The organism is Bacillus sp. G1(2015b), from assembly GCF_001482475.1.
GTDB lineage: Bacteria > Bacillota > Bacilli > Bacillales > Bacillaceae > Bacillus > Bacillus safensis.
The window spans coordinates 140,239-158,543 of record NZ_LKIC01000023.1; the positions used below are offsets into that span (position 1 = coordinate 140,239).

The 18,305-nt window shown below is 42.8% G+C and carries 17 protein-coding genes and 1 riboswitch; of the genes, 15 read left to right on the plus strand and 2 right to left on the minus strand.

The window, feature by feature from the left end:
* Nucleotides 1-48: 48 nt before the first annotated feature.
* The 8 genes from AMR95_RS11290 to AMR95_RS11325 all read left to right on the plus strand — a co-directional run bounded on the left by AMR95_RS11290 (nucleotide 49) and on the right by AMR95_RS11325 (nucleotide 8,900).
* Nucleotides 49-633, plus strand: coding sequence for a TetR/AcrR family transcriptional regulator (locus AMR95_RS11290; protein ID WP_024423221.1), 585 nt, complete (start codon nucleotides 49-51; stop codon nucleotides 631-633).
* A 26-nt stretch (nucleotides 634-659) separates the two neighbouring features.
* The gene (locus AMR95_RS11295) at nucleotides 660-1,439 is read left to right on the plus strand and encodes an enoyl-CoA hydratase (RefSeq protein WP_024423220.1); all 780 of its coding nucleotides are present in this window, start codon (nucleotides 660-662) and stop codon (nucleotides 1,437-1,439) included.
* 31 nt (nucleotides 1,440-1,470) lie between these two features.
* Complete coding sequence (locus AMR95_RS11300; RefSeq protein WP_058838304.1) at nucleotides 1,471-2,244, plus strand: electron transfer flavoprotein subunit beta/FixA family protein; 774 nt, start codon at nucleotides 1,471-1,473, stop codon at nucleotides 2,242-2,244.
* Nucleotides 2,245-2,287: 43 nt separating this feature from the next.
* The gene (locus AMR95_RS11305) at nucleotides 2,288-3,265 is read left to right on the plus strand and encodes an electron transfer flavoprotein subunit alpha/FixB family protein (protein WP_058838305.1); all 978 of its coding nucleotides are present in this window, start codon (nucleotides 2,288-2,290) and stop codon (nucleotides 3,263-3,265) included.
* Between the two features lie 75 nt (nucleotides 3,266-3,340).
* Complete coding sequence (locus AMR95_RS11310) at nucleotides 3,341-4,819, plus strand: alpha-N-arabinofuranosidase (protein WP_058838306.1); 1,479 nt, start codon at nucleotides 3,341-3,343, stop codon at nucleotides 4,817-4,819.
* Between the two features lie 246 nt (nucleotides 4,820-5,065).
* Entirely contained in the window at nucleotides 5,066-5,380 is a 315-nt protein-coding gene (gene trxA, locus AMR95_RS11315; protein ID WP_007501629.1) for a thioredoxin, read from the plus strand.
* A gap of 139 nt (nucleotides 5,381-5,519) precedes the next feature.
* Nucleotides 5,520-7,292, plus strand: coding sequence for an excinuclease ABC subunit UvrC (gene uvrC / locus AMR95_RS11320; RefSeq protein ID WP_024423216.1), 1,773 nt, complete (start codon nucleotides 5,520-5,522; stop codon nucleotides 7,290-7,292).
* Nucleotides 7,293-7,353: 61 nt separating this feature from the next.
* Nucleotides 7,354-7,531: riboswitch (Lysine riboswitch) on the plus strand.
* A 133-nt stretch (nucleotides 7,532-7,664) separates the two neighbouring features.
* Entirely contained in the window at nucleotides 7,665-8,900 is a 1,236-nt protein-coding gene (locus AMR95_RS11325) for an aspartate kinase (protein WP_058838307.1), read from the plus strand.
* Between the two features lie 154 nt (nucleotides 8,901-9,054).
* Here the strand turns inward: AMR95_RS11325 and AMR95_RS11330 are convergent, their stop codons facing one another.
* Nucleotides 9,055-9,498, minus strand: coding sequence for a YslB family protein (locus AMR95_RS11330; protein WP_024423214.1), 444 nt, complete (start codon nucleotides 9,496-9,498; stop codon nucleotides 9,055-9,057).
* Nucleotides 9,499-9,781: 283 nt separating this feature from the next.
* On the opposite strand from AMR95_RS11330, the gene AMR95_RS11335 reads away from it, so the two are divergent.
* The 5 genes from AMR95_RS11335 (at nucleotide 9,782) to AMR95_RS11355 (ending at nucleotide 14,335) form a co-directional block, all read left to right on the plus strand.
* Nucleotides 9,782-10,390, plus strand: a complete 609-nt coding sequence (locus AMR95_RS11335; protein ID WP_058838308.1) for a succinate dehydrogenase cytochrome b558 subunit — start codon at nucleotides 9,782-9,784, stop codon at nucleotides 10,388-10,390.
* 37 nt (nucleotides 10,391-10,427) lie between these two features.
* On the plus strand, nucleotides 10,428-12,188 hold the full coding sequence (sdhA, locus tag AMR95_RS11340; RefSeq protein WP_039180483.1) for a succinate dehydrogenase flavoprotein subunit: 1,761 nt from the start codon (nucleotides 10,428-10,430) through the stop codon (nucleotides 12,186-12,188).
* A gap of 1 nt (nucleotide 12,189) precedes the next feature.
* Nucleotides 12,190-12,954 (plus strand): succinate dehydrogenase iron-sulfur subunit, encoded by a 765-nt coding sequence (gene sdhB, locus AMR95_RS11345; RefSeq protein WP_034279749.1) that lies wholly within the window; start codon nucleotides 12,190-12,192, stop codon nucleotides 12,952-12,954.
* A gap of 121 nt (nucleotides 12,955-13,075) precedes the next feature.
* Nucleotides 13,076-13,537, plus strand: coding sequence for an acyl-CoA thioesterase (locus tag AMR95_RS11350; RefSeq protein WP_039180479.1), 462 nt, complete (start codon nucleotides 13,076-13,078; stop codon nucleotides 13,535-13,537).
* Nucleotides 13,538-13,615: 78 nt separating this feature from the next.
* Nucleotides 13,616-14,335 carry a biotin--[acetyl-CoA-carboxylase] ligase gene (locus tag AMR95_RS11355; RefSeq protein WP_058838309.1) on the plus strand — a complete coding sequence of 240 codons (720 nt, stop codon included), beginning with the start codon at nucleotides 13,616-13,618 and terminating at the stop codon, nucleotides 14,333-14,335.
* 225 nt (nucleotides 14,336-14,560) lie between these two features.
* Here the strand turns inward: AMR95_RS11355 and AMR95_RS11360 are convergent, their stop codons facing one another.
* Nucleotides 14,561-15,691, minus strand: a complete 1,131-nt coding sequence (locus AMR95_RS11360) for a 2-methylaconitate cis-trans isomerase PrpF family protein (RefSeq protein ID WP_058838310.1) — start codon at nucleotides 15,689-15,691, stop codon at nucleotides 14,561-14,563.
* A gap of 135 nt (nucleotides 15,692-15,826) precedes the next feature.
* On the opposite strand from AMR95_RS11360, the gene AMR95_RS11365 reads away from it, so the two are divergent.
* Both AMR95_RS11365 and AMR95_RS11370 read left to right on the plus strand, forming a co-directional pair.
* On the plus strand, nucleotides 15,827-16,687 hold the full coding sequence (locus AMR95_RS11365) for a LysR family transcriptional regulator (RefSeq protein ID WP_024423208.1): 861 nt from the start codon (nucleotides 15,827-15,829) through the stop codon (nucleotides 16,685-16,687).
* Between the two features lie 153 nt (nucleotides 16,688-16,840).
* Nucleotides 16,841-18,157 carry a CitMHS family transporter gene (locus AMR95_RS11370; protein WP_039183245.1) on the plus strand — a complete coding sequence of 439 codons (1,317 nt, stop codon included), beginning with the start codon at nucleotides 16,841-16,843 and terminating at the stop codon, nucleotides 18,155-18,157.
* Nucleotides 18,158-18,305 lie beyond the last annotated feature (148 nt).

Below are 18,305 nucleotides of genomic sequence, written 5' to 3' on the forward strand. Positions count from 1 at the left end.
TAAAGTTATGAATGAATGCTCATTCAATTTAGAAAGGGACGAAGCACATTGAAGCAGAAAAGACCGAAGTACATGCAAATTATTGATGCAGCAGTTGTGGTGATTGCAGAGAATGGCTATCATCAATCACAAGTTTCAAAGATTGCGAAACAAGCAGGGGTCGCAGACGGAACCATTTATCTTTATTTCAAAAACAAAGAGGATATTCTCATCTCATTGTTCAAAGAAAAAATGGGACAATTCATCGAACGGATGGAAACGGATATTCAAAAGAAGCCGTCTGCCAAAGAAAAGCTTCTACTGTTGATTGAGGAGCATTTTCGCATGCTGGCGCAAAATCATCATTTGGCTCTTGTGACACAGCTTGAACTCAGGCAGTCAAACCTTGAGCTGCGGCAAAAAATCAATGAAGTGCTAAAAGGGTATTTAAATATGCTCGAGTCAATTTTAACAGAAGGAAAGAAAACAGGAGAATTCAGACAAAATTTAGATGTCCGCTTAGCGAGACAAATGGTATTTGGGACGATTGATGAAACCGCAACAACATGGGTCATGAATGATCAAAAGTATGATCTGCCTGCACTCGCAGAAAATGTACATGATCTGCTGTTAAACGGAATACATCAATCCTAAAGACAATGTGAAAAAGGATGATTGACATGGAAAAGATACTCAGCTTACATCATGAAGGACAGACAGCGCTCATCACGATTCAGAACCCACCTGCAAATGCCTTATCCTCTCAGTTGCTCACAGAGCTTAATGACATGTTCGATGAGCTAGAACAGAATGAAGAAGTAAGAGCGATTGTGATTCACGGAGAAGGCAGATTCTTCTCAGCAGGTGCTGATATTAAAGAATTTACCACTTTACAGGAAGAGTCTGATTATGCAAGCCTCGCAGATAGAGGACAGCAAGTTTTTGAACGGATTGAACAATGTCCAAAACCAGTCATTGCCTCGATTCACGGGGCAGCATTAGGCGGAGGCCTTGAGCTTGCCATGTCTTGTGATATCCGAATCGCAACAAAAGATGCGAAGCTTGGACTTCCAGAACTAAACCTCGGCATTATTCCAGGATTCGGCGGCACGCAGCGCCTCCCGCGCTACGTTGGCTCTGCTAAAGCGCTTGAAATGATGGGAACAGCTGAACCGATTACAGGTGAAGAAGCATTTGCCTGCGGACTTGTTACAAAGCTGGCAGAAACAGAGGAAGAAGCGCTCACAGCGGCTAAAACACTTGCGGGGAAATTTGCAGCGAAAAGCCCAAAATCACTTGAATATGTGCTTGATTTATTGAACGCAACAAAATTGTATTCATATGACGGCGGAATGAAGCTGGAAGCCAAAAAGTTTGGTGAGGTTTTCCAATCAAATGACGCCAAAGAAGGCATCCAGGCCTTTATCGAAAAGCGCAAACCGAACTTTAAAGGGGAATAAGGGATAAGTACGACACAAGGGGGAGAAATAAATGAATATATTTGTTTTGATGAAGCGTACGTTTGACACGGAAGAGAAAATTTCTATTCAGTCTGGTGCAATTCAAGAAGATGGAGCAGAGTTCATTATTAATCCTTATGACGAGTATGCCATTGAAGAAGCCATTCAGCTTCGTGATGAGCACGGGGGAGAAGTGACCGTTGTGACAGTTGGCGGTGAAGATGCGGAGAAACAGCTGAGAACAGCGCTTGCAATGGGCTGTGACAGGGCCGTCTTATTAAACGTCGAAGATGACCTAGAAGAGTGGGACCAATATTCAGCTTCTACCATTCTTTATCACTATTTAAAAGACAAAGAAGCTTCCTTGATCTTAGCAGGGAATGTAGCAATTGACGGCGGCTCTGGACAGGTAGCTCCGCGTCTTGCTGAATTACTCGGCTTTTCATATGTGACAACGATAACAAGTATTCAAATTGACGGCGGCTCTGCGTCGATTGAACGAGATGCAGAGGGTGATGTGGAAGTCATTTCTGCCGAACTCCCGCTTGTCGTCACAGCTCAGCAAGGACTCAATGAGCCTCGCTATCCATCATTACCAGGCATTATGAAGGCAAAGAAAAAGCCTTTAGAAGAATTGGAACTTGATGATTTAGATCTGGACGAAGATGATGTACCATATAAAATTAAAACAATTGAACGTTACTTACCGGAGAAAAAAGAGGGTGGCAAGGTGCTGAGCGGCGAGCTTCAGGATCAAGTCAAAGAACTGACAGATCTACTCAGAAATGAAGCAAAAGTCATCTAAACATCCACTTTACGATATCACGAGAACAAGGGGGAGCTTGAAGATGAGTAAAAAAGTTGTTGTACTTGGAGAAAGTCGTGACGGTAAATTAAGAAATGTGACATTTGAAGCCATTGCTGTCGCTCACAAAGTGGCAGATGGCGGTGAGGTCATTGGCGTGTTAATAGGGGATGACGTCAAAGGCCTAGCGGATGAACTGCTTTACTATGGAGCGGATCATGTCATGATTGTGGAGCATCCGCACCTTTCATATTATACGTCAGATGGTTTTGCGCAGGCGCTTCAAGCCATATTAGATCAGGTCGATCCAGATGCTGTGCTTTTTGGCCATACGTCTATCGGAAAAGACTTGTCGCCGAAAATAGCCGCACGTCTCCAGACTGGCTTGATTTCAGATGCGATCGATGTAAGCGTTACCGGCGAACATCTTGTTTTCACTAGACCGATTTACTCTGGAAAAGCCTTCGAAAAAGTCATTTCAACAGACCGCCTGCTTCTAGCGACCATCCGGCCAAACAACGTGACGCCATTTGAGCGGGATACGTCACGAGGCGGAGAAGTCACACCAGTTTCTGTCGATATTCAGAACCTTCGGACGATCGTGAAGGAAGTCATTAAAAAAACGTCAGAAGGTGTAGATTTATCGGAAGCAAAGGTCATTGTTGCTGGAGGACGCGGGGTTAAGAGCAAGGAAGGCTTTGAACCGCTGAATGAACTCGCTGAGACGCTCGGGGCAGCAGTCGGAGCCTCGCGTGGCGCCTGTGACGCCGATTACTGTGATTATGCCCTGCAAATTGGTCAAACGGGAAAAGTCGTCACACCTGATCTTTATATTGCATGCGGGATATCAGGAGCGATTCAGCATTTAGCGGGAATGTCTAACAGTAAAGTCATTGTGGCGATCAACAAAGACCCAGAAGCAGAAATCTTCAAAATCGCCGATTACGGAATCGTCGGTGACTTGTTTGAAGTGGTACCGCTTTTGAATGAAGAGTTAAAAAAGATGAATATCCACTCGTAACGCTCATACACTCAGAATGCCTAGGTATTCTGGGTTTTTTTGTATGTAATCAAGAAGAAAAGGAGCGGTTGACAAGTGAAGGGGACAGTAAAAGTCAATGACGTGATCGGACGCATTTCTAAACACATTTATGGGCACTTTCAGGAGCATTTAGGAAGAGGGATTTATGACGGGATTTGGGTAGGAAAAGACTCAGAGATTGACCATATTGACGGGATTCGTACTGATGTGCTGAAGGCGCTTCAAGCATTACATATTCCGGTGCTGAGGTGGCCGGGAGGCTGTTTCGCAGACGAGTATCACTGGGCAAATGGTGTAGGTGATCTCAGTGAACGAAAGCCAATGGTAAATACCCATTGGGGTGGTACGGTTGAATCCAATGCATTTGGTACACATGAATTTATGGCATTGTGTGAGCTGCTTGAATGTGAGCCATACATTTGCGGCAATGTGGGAAGCGGGTCTGTTCAAGAATTAGCCGATTGGGTCGAATACATGACATTTCCAAAAGGGACACCTATGTCCGACTGGCGCATTCAAAATGGAAAACAAGACCCTTGGCAGCTGACCTATGTTGGTGTAGGCAATGAAAGCTGGGGCTGCGGCGGGAATATGACGCCTGAATACTATGCAGATTTATATAAACGCTATCAAACGTACGTAAGAGAATTTGCCGGGCAGCGTATTTATAAAATCGCCTGCGGCGCGAACTCTAATGACGTGAATTGGACGAAAGTATTGATGGAGCGGGCTGCACCGTGGATGGATGGGCTCAGTTTACATTATTACACTGTACCTGGTACATGGGAGAAGAAAGGGTCAGCGACTGAATTTGATGAGGATGAATGGTTTATCACGCTGAAAAAAGCCTATGAGATGGAACGGCTTGTCGAGGACCATGGAGAAATCATGGATCGTTATGACCCAGACAAGCGAATTGGGATGATTATTGATGAATGGGGGACATGGTATGACCCAGAGCCAGGGACAAATCCTGGGTTTTTATATCAGCAAAACACACTAAGAGATGCCCTTGTGTCCGCCCTCCATTTTCATATTTTTCATCGCCATTGCGAGCGGATTCATATGGCAAATATCGCTCAGACGGTTAATGTGTTGCAAGCGATGGTATTAACAAAGGACGAAAAGATGCTTCTGACGCCTACGTATCATGTGTTTCACATGTTTCAAGTGCATCAAGAGGAAGAAGCGCTTGAAGTGGAGTTCGTTTCACCGCCGTATGAACGAAGAGGTGAAAAAATTCCTCAGGTTAGTGTGTCAGCCTCGCGTTCATCAGGTAAGATGCATATTAGCTACTGTCACCTGAATCCGCATGAACAAAAAGAGGTATCCCTTGCCATTGAAGGGGTTGATGCACAAACGAAAGTCACTGGACGTGTGCTGACGGCTGATCGCATGAATGCGCATAATACATTTGATGATCCTCATTCTGTTCAGCCGAAAGACTTTCAGCAAATGACTGTAAATCCCGGGGAATTAACGGTAGAGCTGCCGCCAATGTCAGTAGTCATGATAACTGTCGACCTCGCTTGATTGCATATTTCAATGTTTGATGAGAAGAATGTTGGGGCATCATACATTGTAAATGAAGCGGAAAGGGTGTCATGTCATATGCTTAGAACCATTCTAATGATCATCGGTGCGATTGTTGTTATTGGTGCGATTATACGGTTTGTTTTTTAATTCATTTCCTAAAAAATGATTCGTAAGCATTTCATTCGCAAGTCACATTGGTAGATGCTATACTAAAAAGCATAATTTACATTGGAGGAATGAATAATGGCAATCGTAAAAGCTACTGACGCAACATTTTCACAAGAAACTGCAGAAGGTGTTGTTCTTGCAGACTTTTGGGCACCATGGTGTGGACCTTGTAAAATGATTGCTCCAGTTCTTGAAGAACTTGATCAAGAAATGGGCGACAAAATGAAAATTGTAAAAATTGATGTAGACGATAACCAAGAAACTGCTGGTAAATACGGCGTTATGAGTATCCCAACACTTCTTGTTTTAAAAGACGGTGAAGTTGTAGAAACTTCTGTTGGTTTCAAACCAAAAGAAGCACTTGCTGAACTTGTCAACAAACATCTATAAACCGATCTATGTCCAAGCGGCATAATCATTAAAGCGGTTCTCGTAAAGACGAGAGCCGCTTTTCTTTCAACATGGTATAAAACAAATGTTCGTGATACACTAGAAGGAGTGAAAGAGGAAAACAAGGACGGATGAAAATATGAACAAACTAATCAAAGAAAAGCTGTCAGTCCTGCCGGATCAACCAGGCTGTTACTTAATGAAAGATAGACAAAATACGATCATTTACGTGGGAAAGGCAAAGGTTTTAAAAAACAGGGTGCGCTCTTATTTCACTGGATCACATGACGCCAAAACGCAGCGGCTTGTCAGTGAAATTGAAGACTTTGAATATATTGTCACCTCTTCTAATATCGAGGCGCTCATTTTAGAGCTGAATTTAATCAAAAAATATGACCCAAAATACAATGTCATGCTCAAGGATGACAAGACGTATCCATTTATAAAAATTACGAATGAACGACACCCTAAGCTGATCGTCACCCGCAATGTAAAAAAGGACAAAGGGAAATATTTCGGTCCATACCCAAACGTACAAGCAGCACGAGAAACGAAAAAGCTGCTCGACCGCTTATATCCACTGAGAAAATGCGCCACTCTTCCTGACCGTGTCTGCCTTTATTATCATCTTGGGCAATGTCTTGCACCATGTGTGTATGACATTTCCGAGGAAACGAATAAGCAGCTCGTGGACGAAATCACAAGGTTTCTAAACGGAGGACATCAGCAAATCAAAAAAGAACTGACCGAAAAGATGCAGGAAGCTGCTGAAAATTTAGAGTTTGAACGGGCAAAAGAACTGAGAGACCAAATCGCTTATATCGACTCAACGATGGAAAAACAGAAAATGACGATGAGTGATTTATCAGATCGAGATGTCTTCGCCTATGCCTATGATAAAGGTTGGATGTGTGTCCAAGTTTTCTTCATCAGACAGGGGAAATTGATTGAACGTGATGTCAGCCTGTTTCCTATGTATCAGGACCCTGAGGAAGAGTTCCTTACGTTTATGGGGCAATTTTATGAAAAGAACAACCATTTTCTGCCGAAGGAAATTTTGGTACCGGACAGTGTCGATCAAGAGATGATTGAGCAATTACTTGAGACAAACGTTCACCAGCCGAAAAAAGGAAAGAAAAAGGATCTGCTTTTACTTGCGCATCAAAATGCCAAAATCGCCTTAAAAGAAAAGTTTTCGCTCATTGAGCGTGATGAAGAGCGGACAATTGGTGCGGTGAAGCAGCTTGGGGATGCGCTTAATATTTATATGCCGTACAGAATTGAGGCGTTTGATAACTCCAATATTCAAGGAGCAGACCCGGTTTCTGCCATGGTTGTCTTTCAGGACGGGAAGCCATATAAAAAGGAATACCGAAAATACAAAATTAAAACCGTCTCAGGACCAGATGATTATGCATCCATGCGTGAAGTCATTAGAAGACGATATACCCGCGTGTTAAAGGATGAACTGCCGCTGCCAGATTTAATTTTAATTGACGGAGGAAAAGGACAGATCAACGCAGCCATCGATGTGCTTGAAAATGAATTGAATCTGTCTGTCCCAGTCGCAGGTCTTGTAAAAGATGAAAAACACCGGACTTCAAATCTCATGATGGGAGATACACTTGAAATTGTTGCGCTGGAGCGAAATAGCCAGGCTTTTTACTTGTTGCAGCGCATTCAAGATGAAGTGCACCGGTTCGCCATTAGCTTTCACCGGCAGCTGCGCGGAAAAAATGCATTCCAGTCTATTTTAGACGATGTACCAGGTATCGGAGAGAAGCGTAAAAAGCAGCTCCTCAAACATTTTGGCTCTGTGAAAAAGATGAAAGAGGCCTCTATCCAAGATTTTCAGGAGGCTGGCATTCCGAAACAGACGGCTGAACTTTTAATGGAAGCATTAAAAAAATAGATTGTACTTTTTCCAAAAGTCTGTTAAGATGTGACTAATTTAATAAATGAACGTGTTGTTTGTTGAAGATAGAGGTGCGAACTTCAAGAGTAAGCCTTCGGAGATCGATGGGATCTAAGAAGAGGGCTGAAAGGGGAGCGTCGCCGAAGTGAATAAAATCCACTCATTTTATTCGCTGGCTGTACATTGAAGAAATGTAGGGCTGTCAAGAATTCATTTCTTGGAGGGCTATCTCATTGTTTGCATCGTTTAATGATGATTTTAAAGCAATGGGGGATTTGTTCTCTCATTGCTTTTTTATTTGCAGTGAGCGGACAGTCTCCAAAGCAGCCTCTTCTCTCACACGTGAACTTTTGAAAAAGGGTGGTAGACATGGGACTAATTGTACAAAAATTTGGCGGAACTTCCGTTGGGTCAACAGAAAAAATTCGCAATGCCGCAGAGAGAGTGATCGCTGAACGCGAAGCAGGACATGATGTGGTTGTGGTTGTATCAGCGATGGGTAAATCAACAGATGTTCTAGTAGACCTAGCGAAAGAACTTACAGACGATCCAAGCAAAAGAGAAATGGATATGCTGCTCGCAACTGGTGAACAGGTGACTATTTCATTATTAACGATGGCGCTCCAAGCAAGAGGCTATGATGCCATTTCCTTTACAGGCTGGCAGGCTGGTATGAAAACAGAGCATGTACACGGAAACGCAAGAATTGTAGACATTGATGAATCAAGAATAAAAGAGGAATTAAGTGCGGGGAAAGTCGTTGTTGTGGCAGGCTTCCAAGGAATTGCAGATGACTTACATATCACAACACTTGGACGCGGAGGATCAGATACGACTGCTGTGGCACTGGCTGCCGCACTAAAAGCTGATAAATGTGATATTTACACAGATGTACCAGGAGTGTTTACGACAGATCCGCGTTATGTATCATCTGCGCGGAAACTTGCAGGTATTTCATACGATGAGATGCTTGAGCTGGCTAATTTAGGAGCTGGGGTCCTGCATCCAAGAGCTGTTGAATTTGCGAAAAATTATCAAGTCCCGCTAGAAGTCCGTTCTAGTATTGAAAATGAATCGGGTACGTTAATTGAGGAGGAATCATCCATGGAACAAAATTTAGTCGTCAGAGGCATTGCGTTTGAAGATCAGATTACACGTGTGACAGTGTGCGGGCTTTCAAGCGGTCTCACAACATTATCGACCATTTTTACGACGCTTGCGAAACAGAATATCAATGTTGATATCATCATTCAGTCTGTCACAAGCACCAATCAGACGTCGATCTCTTTCTCTGTGAAAACGGATGATTTGTCCAAAACAGTTGAAGTATTAGAAGAATATAAAGGGGCGCTTGGCTACGAGCAGATTGAGACAGAAAGCAAATTAGCGAAAGTATCCATTGTGGGATCTGGAATGGTCTCAAATCCAGGCGTAGCCGCTGAAATGTTCGCTGTGTTAGCGCAAAAAGACATTCAAGTGAAAATGGTCAGTACGTCTGAAATTAAAGTCTCAACGGTGGTCGGCCGTGATGATATGGTCAAAGCGGTAGAAGCGCTGCATGATGCGTTTGATTTATCAAAGGTGAGCGCAGCTGCTCATTCTTAAAAAGGTAAAGAGGTGACCTCATGAAAGAGGATCGCCTCTTTTTTCTATATGGAATCGGCTGAAACGGACGTAAACCCATTCATTAAGTATGCTATGATAGATGTAGACATATAAAAAAGGCGTGACCTGAAGTCCGCGCCTTTTATCAAGAGGATTAACTAGGGTCTCTTAAATCCCATTTAACGGTTAAAATGACTTTCTCAGCACGCTTTTTCACTTGTTCATAGGATTCAGCCACGTGCTCATTTAGAAGCTGAATTTGTTCAGCAATAAAACCCGCTTCCATCTGAAAGCATGGCTCCTTTTGATAGGTGAGTCGATTGGATACTAGTGGACCTTCGAGCTCAAACTCAATTTCCTGTTTTTTCGAATGGACCATTGTGAGAGTCCCCCATCCGGCATCATGGAAAAATTCGGGGATCTTTTCCCATGACTCTTGAGGAAATTTACGAGCAAGCAGTTTACCCGCAAAATACATCATAGATGAATGGTCCTGACCAAGAATATCAGGCAGCAGAACTTCGCGTATCAGCTCGTAGGCAAATCCATTGACTTCAATTTCTTTTAGCTGTTCTAAGTTAGATTCGAATTTATTCATTGTACGGCTCCCCTCTTTCAACAATTTATTATAGCTTATGTGGGCATATGATGACAGAGTTTTCCCTGAAGTCTAAGAAATTCTTATTGTAGTAAAACGAATTTTGATTTAAAACTTTTAAATTTCGGAAAATTTTAATTTATGTACGCGGTTTCTTGACGCTTTTTTGACATAGGAGTAAAATGAAATTGTCAATAAATTTGAATAAAGTGCTTACAATTGAAAGAAGCGGGGGTAAGACAATTTTCAAGCAATTGCACTTTTTTTACTAGGGGGTAAAGTAATGTCGGGGAACAAAGAATTTTTTTATCGGAGATTGCATTCTTTGCTTGGCGTCATTCCGGTCGGTCTATTTTTAGTACAGCACTTAGTGATTAACCACTTTGCGACGGATGGACCAGAGGCGTTTAACAAAGCTGCACACTTTATGGAACAGCTTCCTTTCAGATATGCACTTGAGCTGTTCGTGATTTTCTTACCACTGATCTATCATGCTGTTTATGGGGTGTACATAGCCTTTACGGCACAAAACAACACGTCTCGCTTCAGTTACTTAAGAAACTGGCTGTTCAGACTGCAAAGGATTTCAGGTATTATCACATTGATTTTTGTCACTTGGCACGTATGGGAAACGCGCATTCAAGCTCAGCTTGGAGCTGAAGTTAACTATGACATGATGGCGAATATTTTAAGCTCTCCATTTATGCTAGGCTTCTATATTGTCGGCGTTTTATCTACTATTTTCCACTTTGCTAATGGCTTGTGGTCATTTGCTGTCAGCTGGGGAATTACCGTTTCACCACGCTCACAACGAATCTCCACATATGTGACATTAGGTATATTTATAGCGCTTTCATATGTAGGGCTAAGAGCAATTTTCGCTTTTGTTTAAGAGGAAATAGATTAGTAGAAGAGGGAGAGGGGCTACAATGAGTAATTCTAGCATCATCGTTGTCGGAGGCGGCTTAGCTGGTCTCATGGCAACTATTAAAGCAGCAGAAGCGGGAACAGCTGTTCAACTATTTTCAATCGTACCTGTGAAACGTTCGCATTCTGTATGTGCACAGGGCGGAATCAACGGAGCGGTCAATACAAAAGGTGAAGGGGATTCACCTTATGAGCATTTTGATGACACGGTATACGGCGGAGATTTCTTAGCCAACCAGCCGCCAGTAAAGGCAATGTGTGAAGCAGCGCCGTCCATTATCCACTTACTTGATCGTATGGGTGTTATGTTTAATAGAACACCAGAGGGATTATTGGACTTCCGCCGCTTCGGGGGAACACAGCACCACCGTACAGCGTTTGCTGGAGCTACAACAGGCCAGCAGCTATTATACGCACTGGATGAGCAGGTTCGCCGCTATGAAGTAGCAGGGCTTGTCACAAAATATGAAGGCTGGGAATTCCTTGGCGCTGTTTTAGATGACGAGGAAGTATGCCGCGGGATTGTCGCGCAGAACTTAACGACAATGGAAATTCAATCCTTCCGTTCAGATGCAGTCATCATGGCAACAGGCGGTCCTGGAATCGTGTTCGGTAAATCAACGAACTCCATGATTAACACTGGGTCTGCTGCATCTATCGTTTATCAGCAAGGTGCGCATTATGCAAATGGAGAATTCATTCAAATTCACCCAACAGCGATTCCAGGAGATGACAAGCTTCGTCTCATGAGTGAATCAGCTCGTGGTGAGGGCGGACGAGTTTGGACATATAAAGACGGGAAGCCTTGGTACTTCCTTGAAGAAAAATACCCAGCATACGGGAACCTTGTACCGCGTGACATCGCAACGCGTGAAATCTTTGACGTATGTGTCGAGCAAAAGCTTGGCATCAACGGAGAGAACATGGTATATCTCGATCTTTCTCATAAAGATCCAAAAGAGCTTGATATTAAGCTTGGTGGAATCATTGAAATTTATGAAAAATTCATGGGTGATGACCCGCGTAAGCTTCCGATGAAAATCTTCCCTGCTGTTCATTACTCAATGGGCGGATTATGGGTCGATTATGATCAAATGACGAATATCAAAGGTCTGTTCGCTGCCGGAGAATGTGATTACTCGATGCACGGCGGAAACAGACTTGGTGCAAACTCACTTCTTTCTGCGATTTACGGCGGAATGGTCGCTGGACCAAATGCAGTGAAGTACATTAGCGGTCTTGAGAAATCTGCGGAAGACCTATCTTCTGCAACATTTGACAGCGCCGTGAAGAAAGAGCAGGAGAAATGGGACAACATCCTCAGCATGGATGGTACAGAAAATGCGTACGTGCTTCATAAAGAGCTTGGAGAATGGATGACGGATAACGTTACAGTGGTTCGTTACAATGACAAACTCTTAAAAACAGATCAGAAGATCGAAGAACTAATGGAGCGCTACAAGAAGATCAACATCAACGATACCGCATCATGGAGCAACCAAGGCGCTGCCTTCACACGTCAGCTTGACAACATGCTTCAGCTGGCAAGAGTCATTACGATCGGGGCATATAACCGGAATGAAAGCCGAGGCGCACACTATAAACCGGAATTCCCAGAAAGAAACGATGAAGAATTCCTTAAAACAACGATGGCTACGTTCAAAGGGAAAAATCAAAAGCCTGCATTCCACTATGAGGACGTCGATGTATCGTTAATTGCACCTCGTAAACGAGATTACTCGAAGAAAAAGGTGGAGAAATAAGATGAGTGAAAAAAACACAATTCAATTCATTATCACGCGTCAAGATACAGCAGATGGAAAGCCTTATGATGAAGAATTCGAAATCCCTTACCGCCCAAATATGAACGTCATTTCTGCACTCATGGAAATTAGACGTAACCCGGTTAATAAACAAGGTGAAAAAACAACGGCGATCAACTGGGATATGAACTGTCTTGAAGAGGTGTGCGGAGCTTGCTCTATGGTCATTAATGGAAAACCACGCCAGTCATGTACAGCCCTGATTGATAAGTTAGATCAGCCGATCCGTCTTCAACCGATGAAGACATTCCCTGTCGTGAGAGACTTGCAGGTTGATAGAAGCCGCATGTTCAACTCCTTGAAAAAAGTAAAAGCATGGGTGCCGATCGATGGCACATATGATCTTGGACCTGGACCAAGAATGCCTGAGAAAAAACGTCAATGGGCGTATGAGCTTTCAAAATGCATGACATGTGGTGTCTGCCTTGAAGCTTGTCCAAACGTGAATGATAAGTCTTCCTTTATGGGCCCTGCACCGCTTTCACAAGTACGTCTATTTAACGCACACCCGACAGGTGCGATGAATAAGTCTGACCGTCTAGAAGAAATTATGGGTGACGGCGGTCTTGCGAACTGCGGGAACTCTCAAAACTGTGTGCAGGCTTGTCCGAAAGGAATCCCGCTGACAACGTCAATTGCAGCACTTAACCGAGATACAACATTACAAGCTTTCCGTAACTTCTTCGGAAGCGATCACGCAGAATAACATCACATTCAGTCCTCTTTGCCAATCATGATGAGTGTTTACAAGAGGCTGGGTGGAACACAGAATAAACGCCTCTTCCAATATGGGAGAGGCGTTTATTGATGAATAAGGAGATGATAAAGTGAGACTTCCGTCATATATTGAGGAACCGTTTGAAGAGTGGAGGGCATCCTTTCGATTTTATGTCGAAACGACTGTCCGTTTTTCAGAAACGGATATGTTTGGCCATATGAACAATGTCACCCCATTTGTGTATTTTGAAGAAGCACGGATTGCCTTTTTTCAAAAAACAGGAATTGTGGATAAACGAATGAAACGTGTGAAAGAGACGATTACAGTCGTGGCAAACCTGCAATGTGATTACATCAAACAGGTTGAAATAGGGGAGCGGCTTCGTGTGTATGTAAAGCCGGAAAAAGTCGGGTCAAGCTCACTTATCCTTCATTACTTAGGAGAAAACGAGCAGCAGGAACCATGCTTTACAGGCTCAGTCACCATGGTCCAAATTAATAAAGAAACAGGCGCTCCTGTCCCATTTACAGAGGAAGAAAAAGAGACATTTCAAGCTCAGCGAAATGGGTAGTATGCAGCCTCGTCAACGTGTAAGCTTCATTTTGTTATAATAAAAAGACCATATCAAGAAGAAACAAAAGGAGAACACATGAAGATTTTTCAATATGACACCATCGATAGTACAAATAATGAAGCGAAAAGGCTCATTCAGCAAGGAGAAAAACCTTCATTTGCTGTCTATGCACATCAGCAGACAGCAGGAAGAGGCAGGCTAGGCAGGCCGTGGGAAACGCCTGCAGGAAATGTCGCTGTGACCATGACAGTTTTACCGCCAGAAGAACTCTCCACCCAGTCAACGATTGCTCCGCTGACGGCACTAGCGATCTACGATGTACTTAAACCTCTCATAAGGGCTGAGGATCAGCTGGCGATTAAATGGCCAAATGATATTCTTATCAATGAAGCAAAGGTATCAGGCACATTGATTGAAGCGGACCGTACCGGTATTTATATCGGGGTTGGCATTAATGTGAAGACAAAGCCAGAGCATGTTCCGTACAAAACCATTTGCCTATCAGAGCTTACAGAGGTGAAATCGGATCAGCTTGTGAAGGAACTTGCAGCCGCTTTTGAAAAATATCATACACGCTGGAAGAATGAAGGGTTTGAAGCACTCACTGCCCTCTACAACAAACGGTTATATCGTCTTCATAAACCGCTGCGGATTTCGTTAGACCGTGAAAAACAAACATGGGAAGAGGGTATTTGCTGCGGGGTCAACCACAACGGTCATCTCCAGCTAAAAGATGAGAAAGGGCAGATAAAAGCTCATTCTGCCGGAGATATAGATGCACCACTACAGCATTAAAAAAAGCAGACGATATTCTCGTCTGCTCAGCGTGTAGACAAACCCTCGCATTCGGTGTCAGGTCTGCGCTCCGGTGCTCACGAATGTCACATTCGCTCCGCTCCGGTGCTCGTCCTTCCTAGACTGCAAAGGTTTTCTATCACGCTGAAAAGAAGACAAAGGGCTAAAATCAAGATCATTTTAGCCCTTTGTCAACAATCTGAGCAGACGATGTTCTCGTCTGCTTTAAGCTTCTCTTTTAATCTGAGGCTGAATCACATAGTCTTGTTTTGTGAAGACAACTCCGTCTAGAATTTCTCTTGCGGTTCGAATAACTTTGACTCTGTTTTCAGAGATGTCAATTTCAGTTTGCATAATACCAGCAGGATGCCCAATTCGAAGGGTGTCATCTTTTCCTTGAAACAGCTGAGAAGGAAGTGTTTCATCTAAGAAACAGCTGGCTGTCACGCAGACAGAGCCGGTAATGGCAAGTGCTTGGTGCGGTCTTTGCATCGATAGCATACGAACGATGATGTCCATATCTTCTGCTCGTCTCAAGATTCCATTTGTATCTACATAATCAGCAGGCTCGCTAATGAGCGCAAGCTTTGGAACAGCTGGAGACTGTAATGTGGCCATTTCTTTTGGTGCAAAATGACACATTTCAGCAGCGAGAGAACGAATATCTTCTAAATCATCCAGTAATTCGTCTGTAAACTCTTCAGGCAATTCAGTTCCTTTTAATTGAATATCTTTGGCACGAATAAAGGCAATTGGATTTGCAATGTCAACGATCGAGATTGGAATTTCCCCAAACTTCGTTTGAATCGTATCAATTTTGTTTCCAGTCGGAAAGGTTTTACCTGTGACAGCGCCTTCCGGTTTCTCAAAGGATAAATAAATGGGAGAACCAGTTCCTTTTACGCCTGGAATTTCTGCCTGTCCTTCAAATTTTACTTCTCCATTTTCAACTTCGACCTCTGCCGTAATGACTTTATTTGTATTGGTATTGAGGATACGTACAGTTGTAATGGGCTCAACCGCTTGAACAAGTCCTTTAATGATCGCATACGGCCCAACGGCTGATGAGATGTTCCCGCAGTTTCCTTTAAAGTCTACATATCTCTCATTAATGCTGACTTGTGCAAATGTATAGTTCACATCCACATCCGGGCGTGTGGCTTTATCGATAATGGCCACTTTGCTTGTTAAAGAATTACCGCCGCCAATTCCATCGACCTGCAGCCGGTCAGGGCTGCCCATAATGTCTAATAGAAATGCTTCGAGCTCATCGTGTTCATATGGTGCATTGTTTGCGTGAATGAATACTCCTTTGCTTGTACCGCCTCGCATGATTGTGATTGGAACTTTTCTCATTACTCTCACCCTCAATTTTTAATTAACTGTTTATCTAACCAAAATGGTAAAGTATAATAAGAGATAAGTTAAATACATTATTTTAAGAGAAATCGATAAAATTATTTTATAATTAGTAAAAAAGGAGGGCATACAATGGATGAAAAAGATTGGCGGTTTTTAAAGGTACTTTATGAAGAAAAGAACATCACAAAAGCGGCAGAAAAATTATTTGTCTCTCAGCCTGCCTTAAGCTATCGTTTGAAACAGCTTGAAGAGGAGTTTGATATGAAGCTTTTCTTTAAAAGAAAACGAGGAATTGAATTTACATCAGAGGGCGAATACTTGGCTAAATATGCAAATGACATGCTCAAACAGCTGCAGCAAACAAAAGATGGCATGCTCAATATGCAAAAAAAGGTCAAAGGAACGATCCGGTTAGGGGTCTCAAGTAACTTTGCCCAGTATAAACTGCCAGAAATATTAAAAGAATTTTCTAAGCAGTATCCACATGTTCAATTTATGGTCAACACAGGCTGGAGTACAAAGGTAATGGATTTATTAGGAACATCAAGTGTGCATTTAGGGATTTTAAGAGGCGATTATGACTGGAATGGAGAGCGTTTTTTGCTCGATAAAGAGCGTCTTTGTATCATTTCAAAATCAGAAATCCAGCTAAAGGATCTCCCGAATTTGCCGCTCATTGACTATCATACAGACAGTTCATTGAAACGGCTGATTAACAGATGGTGGCAGGAAACATTCACAATGCCTCCGCTTGTCACGATGGAGACAGACCGTCAGGATACATCAAAAGAGATGGTGAAGCATGGTTTAGGCTATGCCATTGTCCCAGAAATTTGTCTCAGACCTAGTGATGAGTTATTTGTAAAAGGTCTTTCGTATAAAGATGGACAGCCTGTTTTAAGAGATACATGGCTCATGTACCAGCCAGACTCACTTCATTTGTCTGTTGTGAAAGCGTTCATTGAGTTTTTAAGAAATCAGCAAGGTTGATTATAAAAGAAATTTATTGAATAGACGAAAAAATCGATATTTTCATTATAAAAAAAGCTATTATATCCTTGAAATAGAAAGCGCTAACATATAGATCGCAAGTGCAAGGGGGCGCTTGCAGATCATGTAAAGAAGAGGATGGAGGGATATAAAGTGCTAGCTATTTTAGGGATCTTGATGGTCTTGACATTTACATTTCTCATTATGACAAAACGTATGCATCCGGTGGTGGCTCTAACCGTTGTACCTATCATATTTGCATTGATCGGTGGCTTTAACAAAGGATTAGGGGACATGATGCTTGATGGACTGAAAACTGTTGCACCATCAGCTGCTTTATTGTTATTTGCGATTTTATTCTTCGGTGTCATGCTGGATGCTGGATTGTTTGATCCTCTGATTAAACTCATTCTACGTATTGTAAAAGGTGATCCTGTCAAAATTGCTTTTGGGGTAGCGATTTTGTCTATGCTAGTTGCATTAGATGGTGACGGAACAACAACGTATATGATTACCGTATCAGCTATGCTGCCACTTTTCTTAAGAATTGGGATGAACCCATTAATTTTAGGAACAATTTCATTATTATCATTAGGAATTATGAGCGGAATGACGCCATGGGGCGGTCCGGCTACTCGTGCTATCGCGGCGCTTGGATTAGATGCAGGCGAATTTTTCATTCCATTACTCCCAACGATGGTTGGAGGCGGTCTTTTTATACTTTTTACTGCTTACGTACTTGGAAAAAAAGAAAGAAAACGGATTGGGATTGCAGAGATTCAGTACAAAGAAGAGCCGTCCATTTCTCCTGAATTGGCTGCGTCAATTGAGGATGGAGTAGCCGATATCAAAAGGCCGAATCTGATTTGGATTAACTTCTTCCTTACAATTGCTGTCATGGTCACACTAGTCCTGGATATCATCCCAATTCCTGTACTCTTCTTAATTGGATTTGTCATCGCTCTCATGATTAACTATCCAAAGGTTGAAGATCAGCGCGAGCGAATTTTATCGCATGCAGGAAATGCATTAACGGTTATCACACTTGTATTTGCAGCAGGAATTTTCACAGGGATCTTTTCAGGAACAAAGATGGTTGAGGCCATTGCCAATTTGGTCATTTACATGATTCCTGATTCCTACAGCTCATTTTTCCCGCTGATTGTTGCTCTGACGAGTATGCCATTTACATTTATTCTTTCAAATGATGCTTACTATTTCGGGGTGCTGCCGATCTTGGCTGAAGCCGGCGCAGCTTACGGGATTGATCCGGTGGAGATTGCACGTGCTTCTATCATAGGACAGCCTGTCCACTTACTGAGCCCGCTTGTGGCTTCAACGCTGCTGCTTGTTGGAATGCTGAACAAAGATATTGGTGATTTGCAAAAATACGCACTCCTATGGACCGTGTTAACTGCCCTTTTTACAACACTTATTGCATTGTTAACAGGCGCCATTACAATCTTTTAAATACCACGTAAAAAAGGACGATGTCTCGGTGAGGAGACTCGTCCTTTTTTGCGTGGCTGAAAGCGCAGTAAATTGGACGCTGATATGCGGGATTTCTTGATTTTAACGTCACCTACCTCAGGCACCCGGCATATGATATCTCGACTAT

Excerpts from the sequence above, each read along its gene's own strand:
- AMR95_RS11295 (WP_024423220.1), top strand. The coding sequence starts at position 660 with ATGGAAAAGATACTCAGCTTACATCATGAAGGACAGACAGCGCTCATC.
- AMR95_RS11300 (WP_058838304.1), top strand. The coding sequence starts at position 1,471 with ATGAATATATTTGTTTTGATGAAGCGTACGTTTGACACGGAAGAGAAA.
- AMR95_RS11305 (WP_058838305.1), top strand. The coding sequence starts at position 2,288 with ATGAGTAAAAAAGTTGTTGTACTTGGAGAAAGTCGTGACGGTAAATTA.
- trxA (WP_007501629.1), top strand. The coding sequence starts at position 5,066 with ATGGCAATCGTAAAAGCTACTGACGCAACATTTTCACAAGAAACTGCA.
- uvrC (WP_024423216.1), top strand. The coding sequence starts at position 5,520 with ATGAACAAACTAATCAAAGAAAAGCTGTCAGTCCTGCCGGATCAACCA.
- AMR95_RS11325 (WP_058838307.1), top strand. The coding sequence starts at position 7,665 with ATGGGACTAATTGTACAAAAATTTGGCGGAACTTCCGTTGGGTCAACA.
- AMR95_RS11330 (WP_024423214.1), bottom strand. The coding sequence starts at position 9,498 with ATGAATAAATTCGAATCTAACTTAGAACAGCTAAAAGAAATTGAAGTC.
- AMR95_RS11335 (WP_058838308.1), top strand. The coding sequence starts at position 9,782 with ATGTCGGGGAACAAAGAATTTTTTTATCGGAGATTGCATTCTTTGCTT.
- sdhA (WP_039180483.1), top strand. The coding sequence starts at position 10,428 with ATGAGTAATTCTAGCATCATCGTTGTCGGAGGCGGCTTAGCTGGTCTC.
- sdhB (WP_034279749.1), top strand. The coding sequence starts at position 12,190 with ATGAGTGAAAAAAACACAATTCAATTCATTATCACGCGTCAAGATACA.
- AMR95_RS11355 (WP_058838309.1), top strand. The coding sequence starts at position 13,616 with ATGAAGATTTTTCAATATGACACCATCGATAGTACAAATAATGAAGCG.
- AMR95_RS11360 (WP_058838310.1), bottom strand. The coding sequence starts at position 15,691 with ATGAGAAAAGTTCCAATCACAATCATGCGAGGCGGTACAAGCAAAGGA.
- AMR95_RS11365 (WP_024423208.1), top strand. The coding sequence starts at position 15,827 with ATGGATGAAAAAGATTGGCGGTTTTTAAAGGTACTTTATGAAGAAAAG.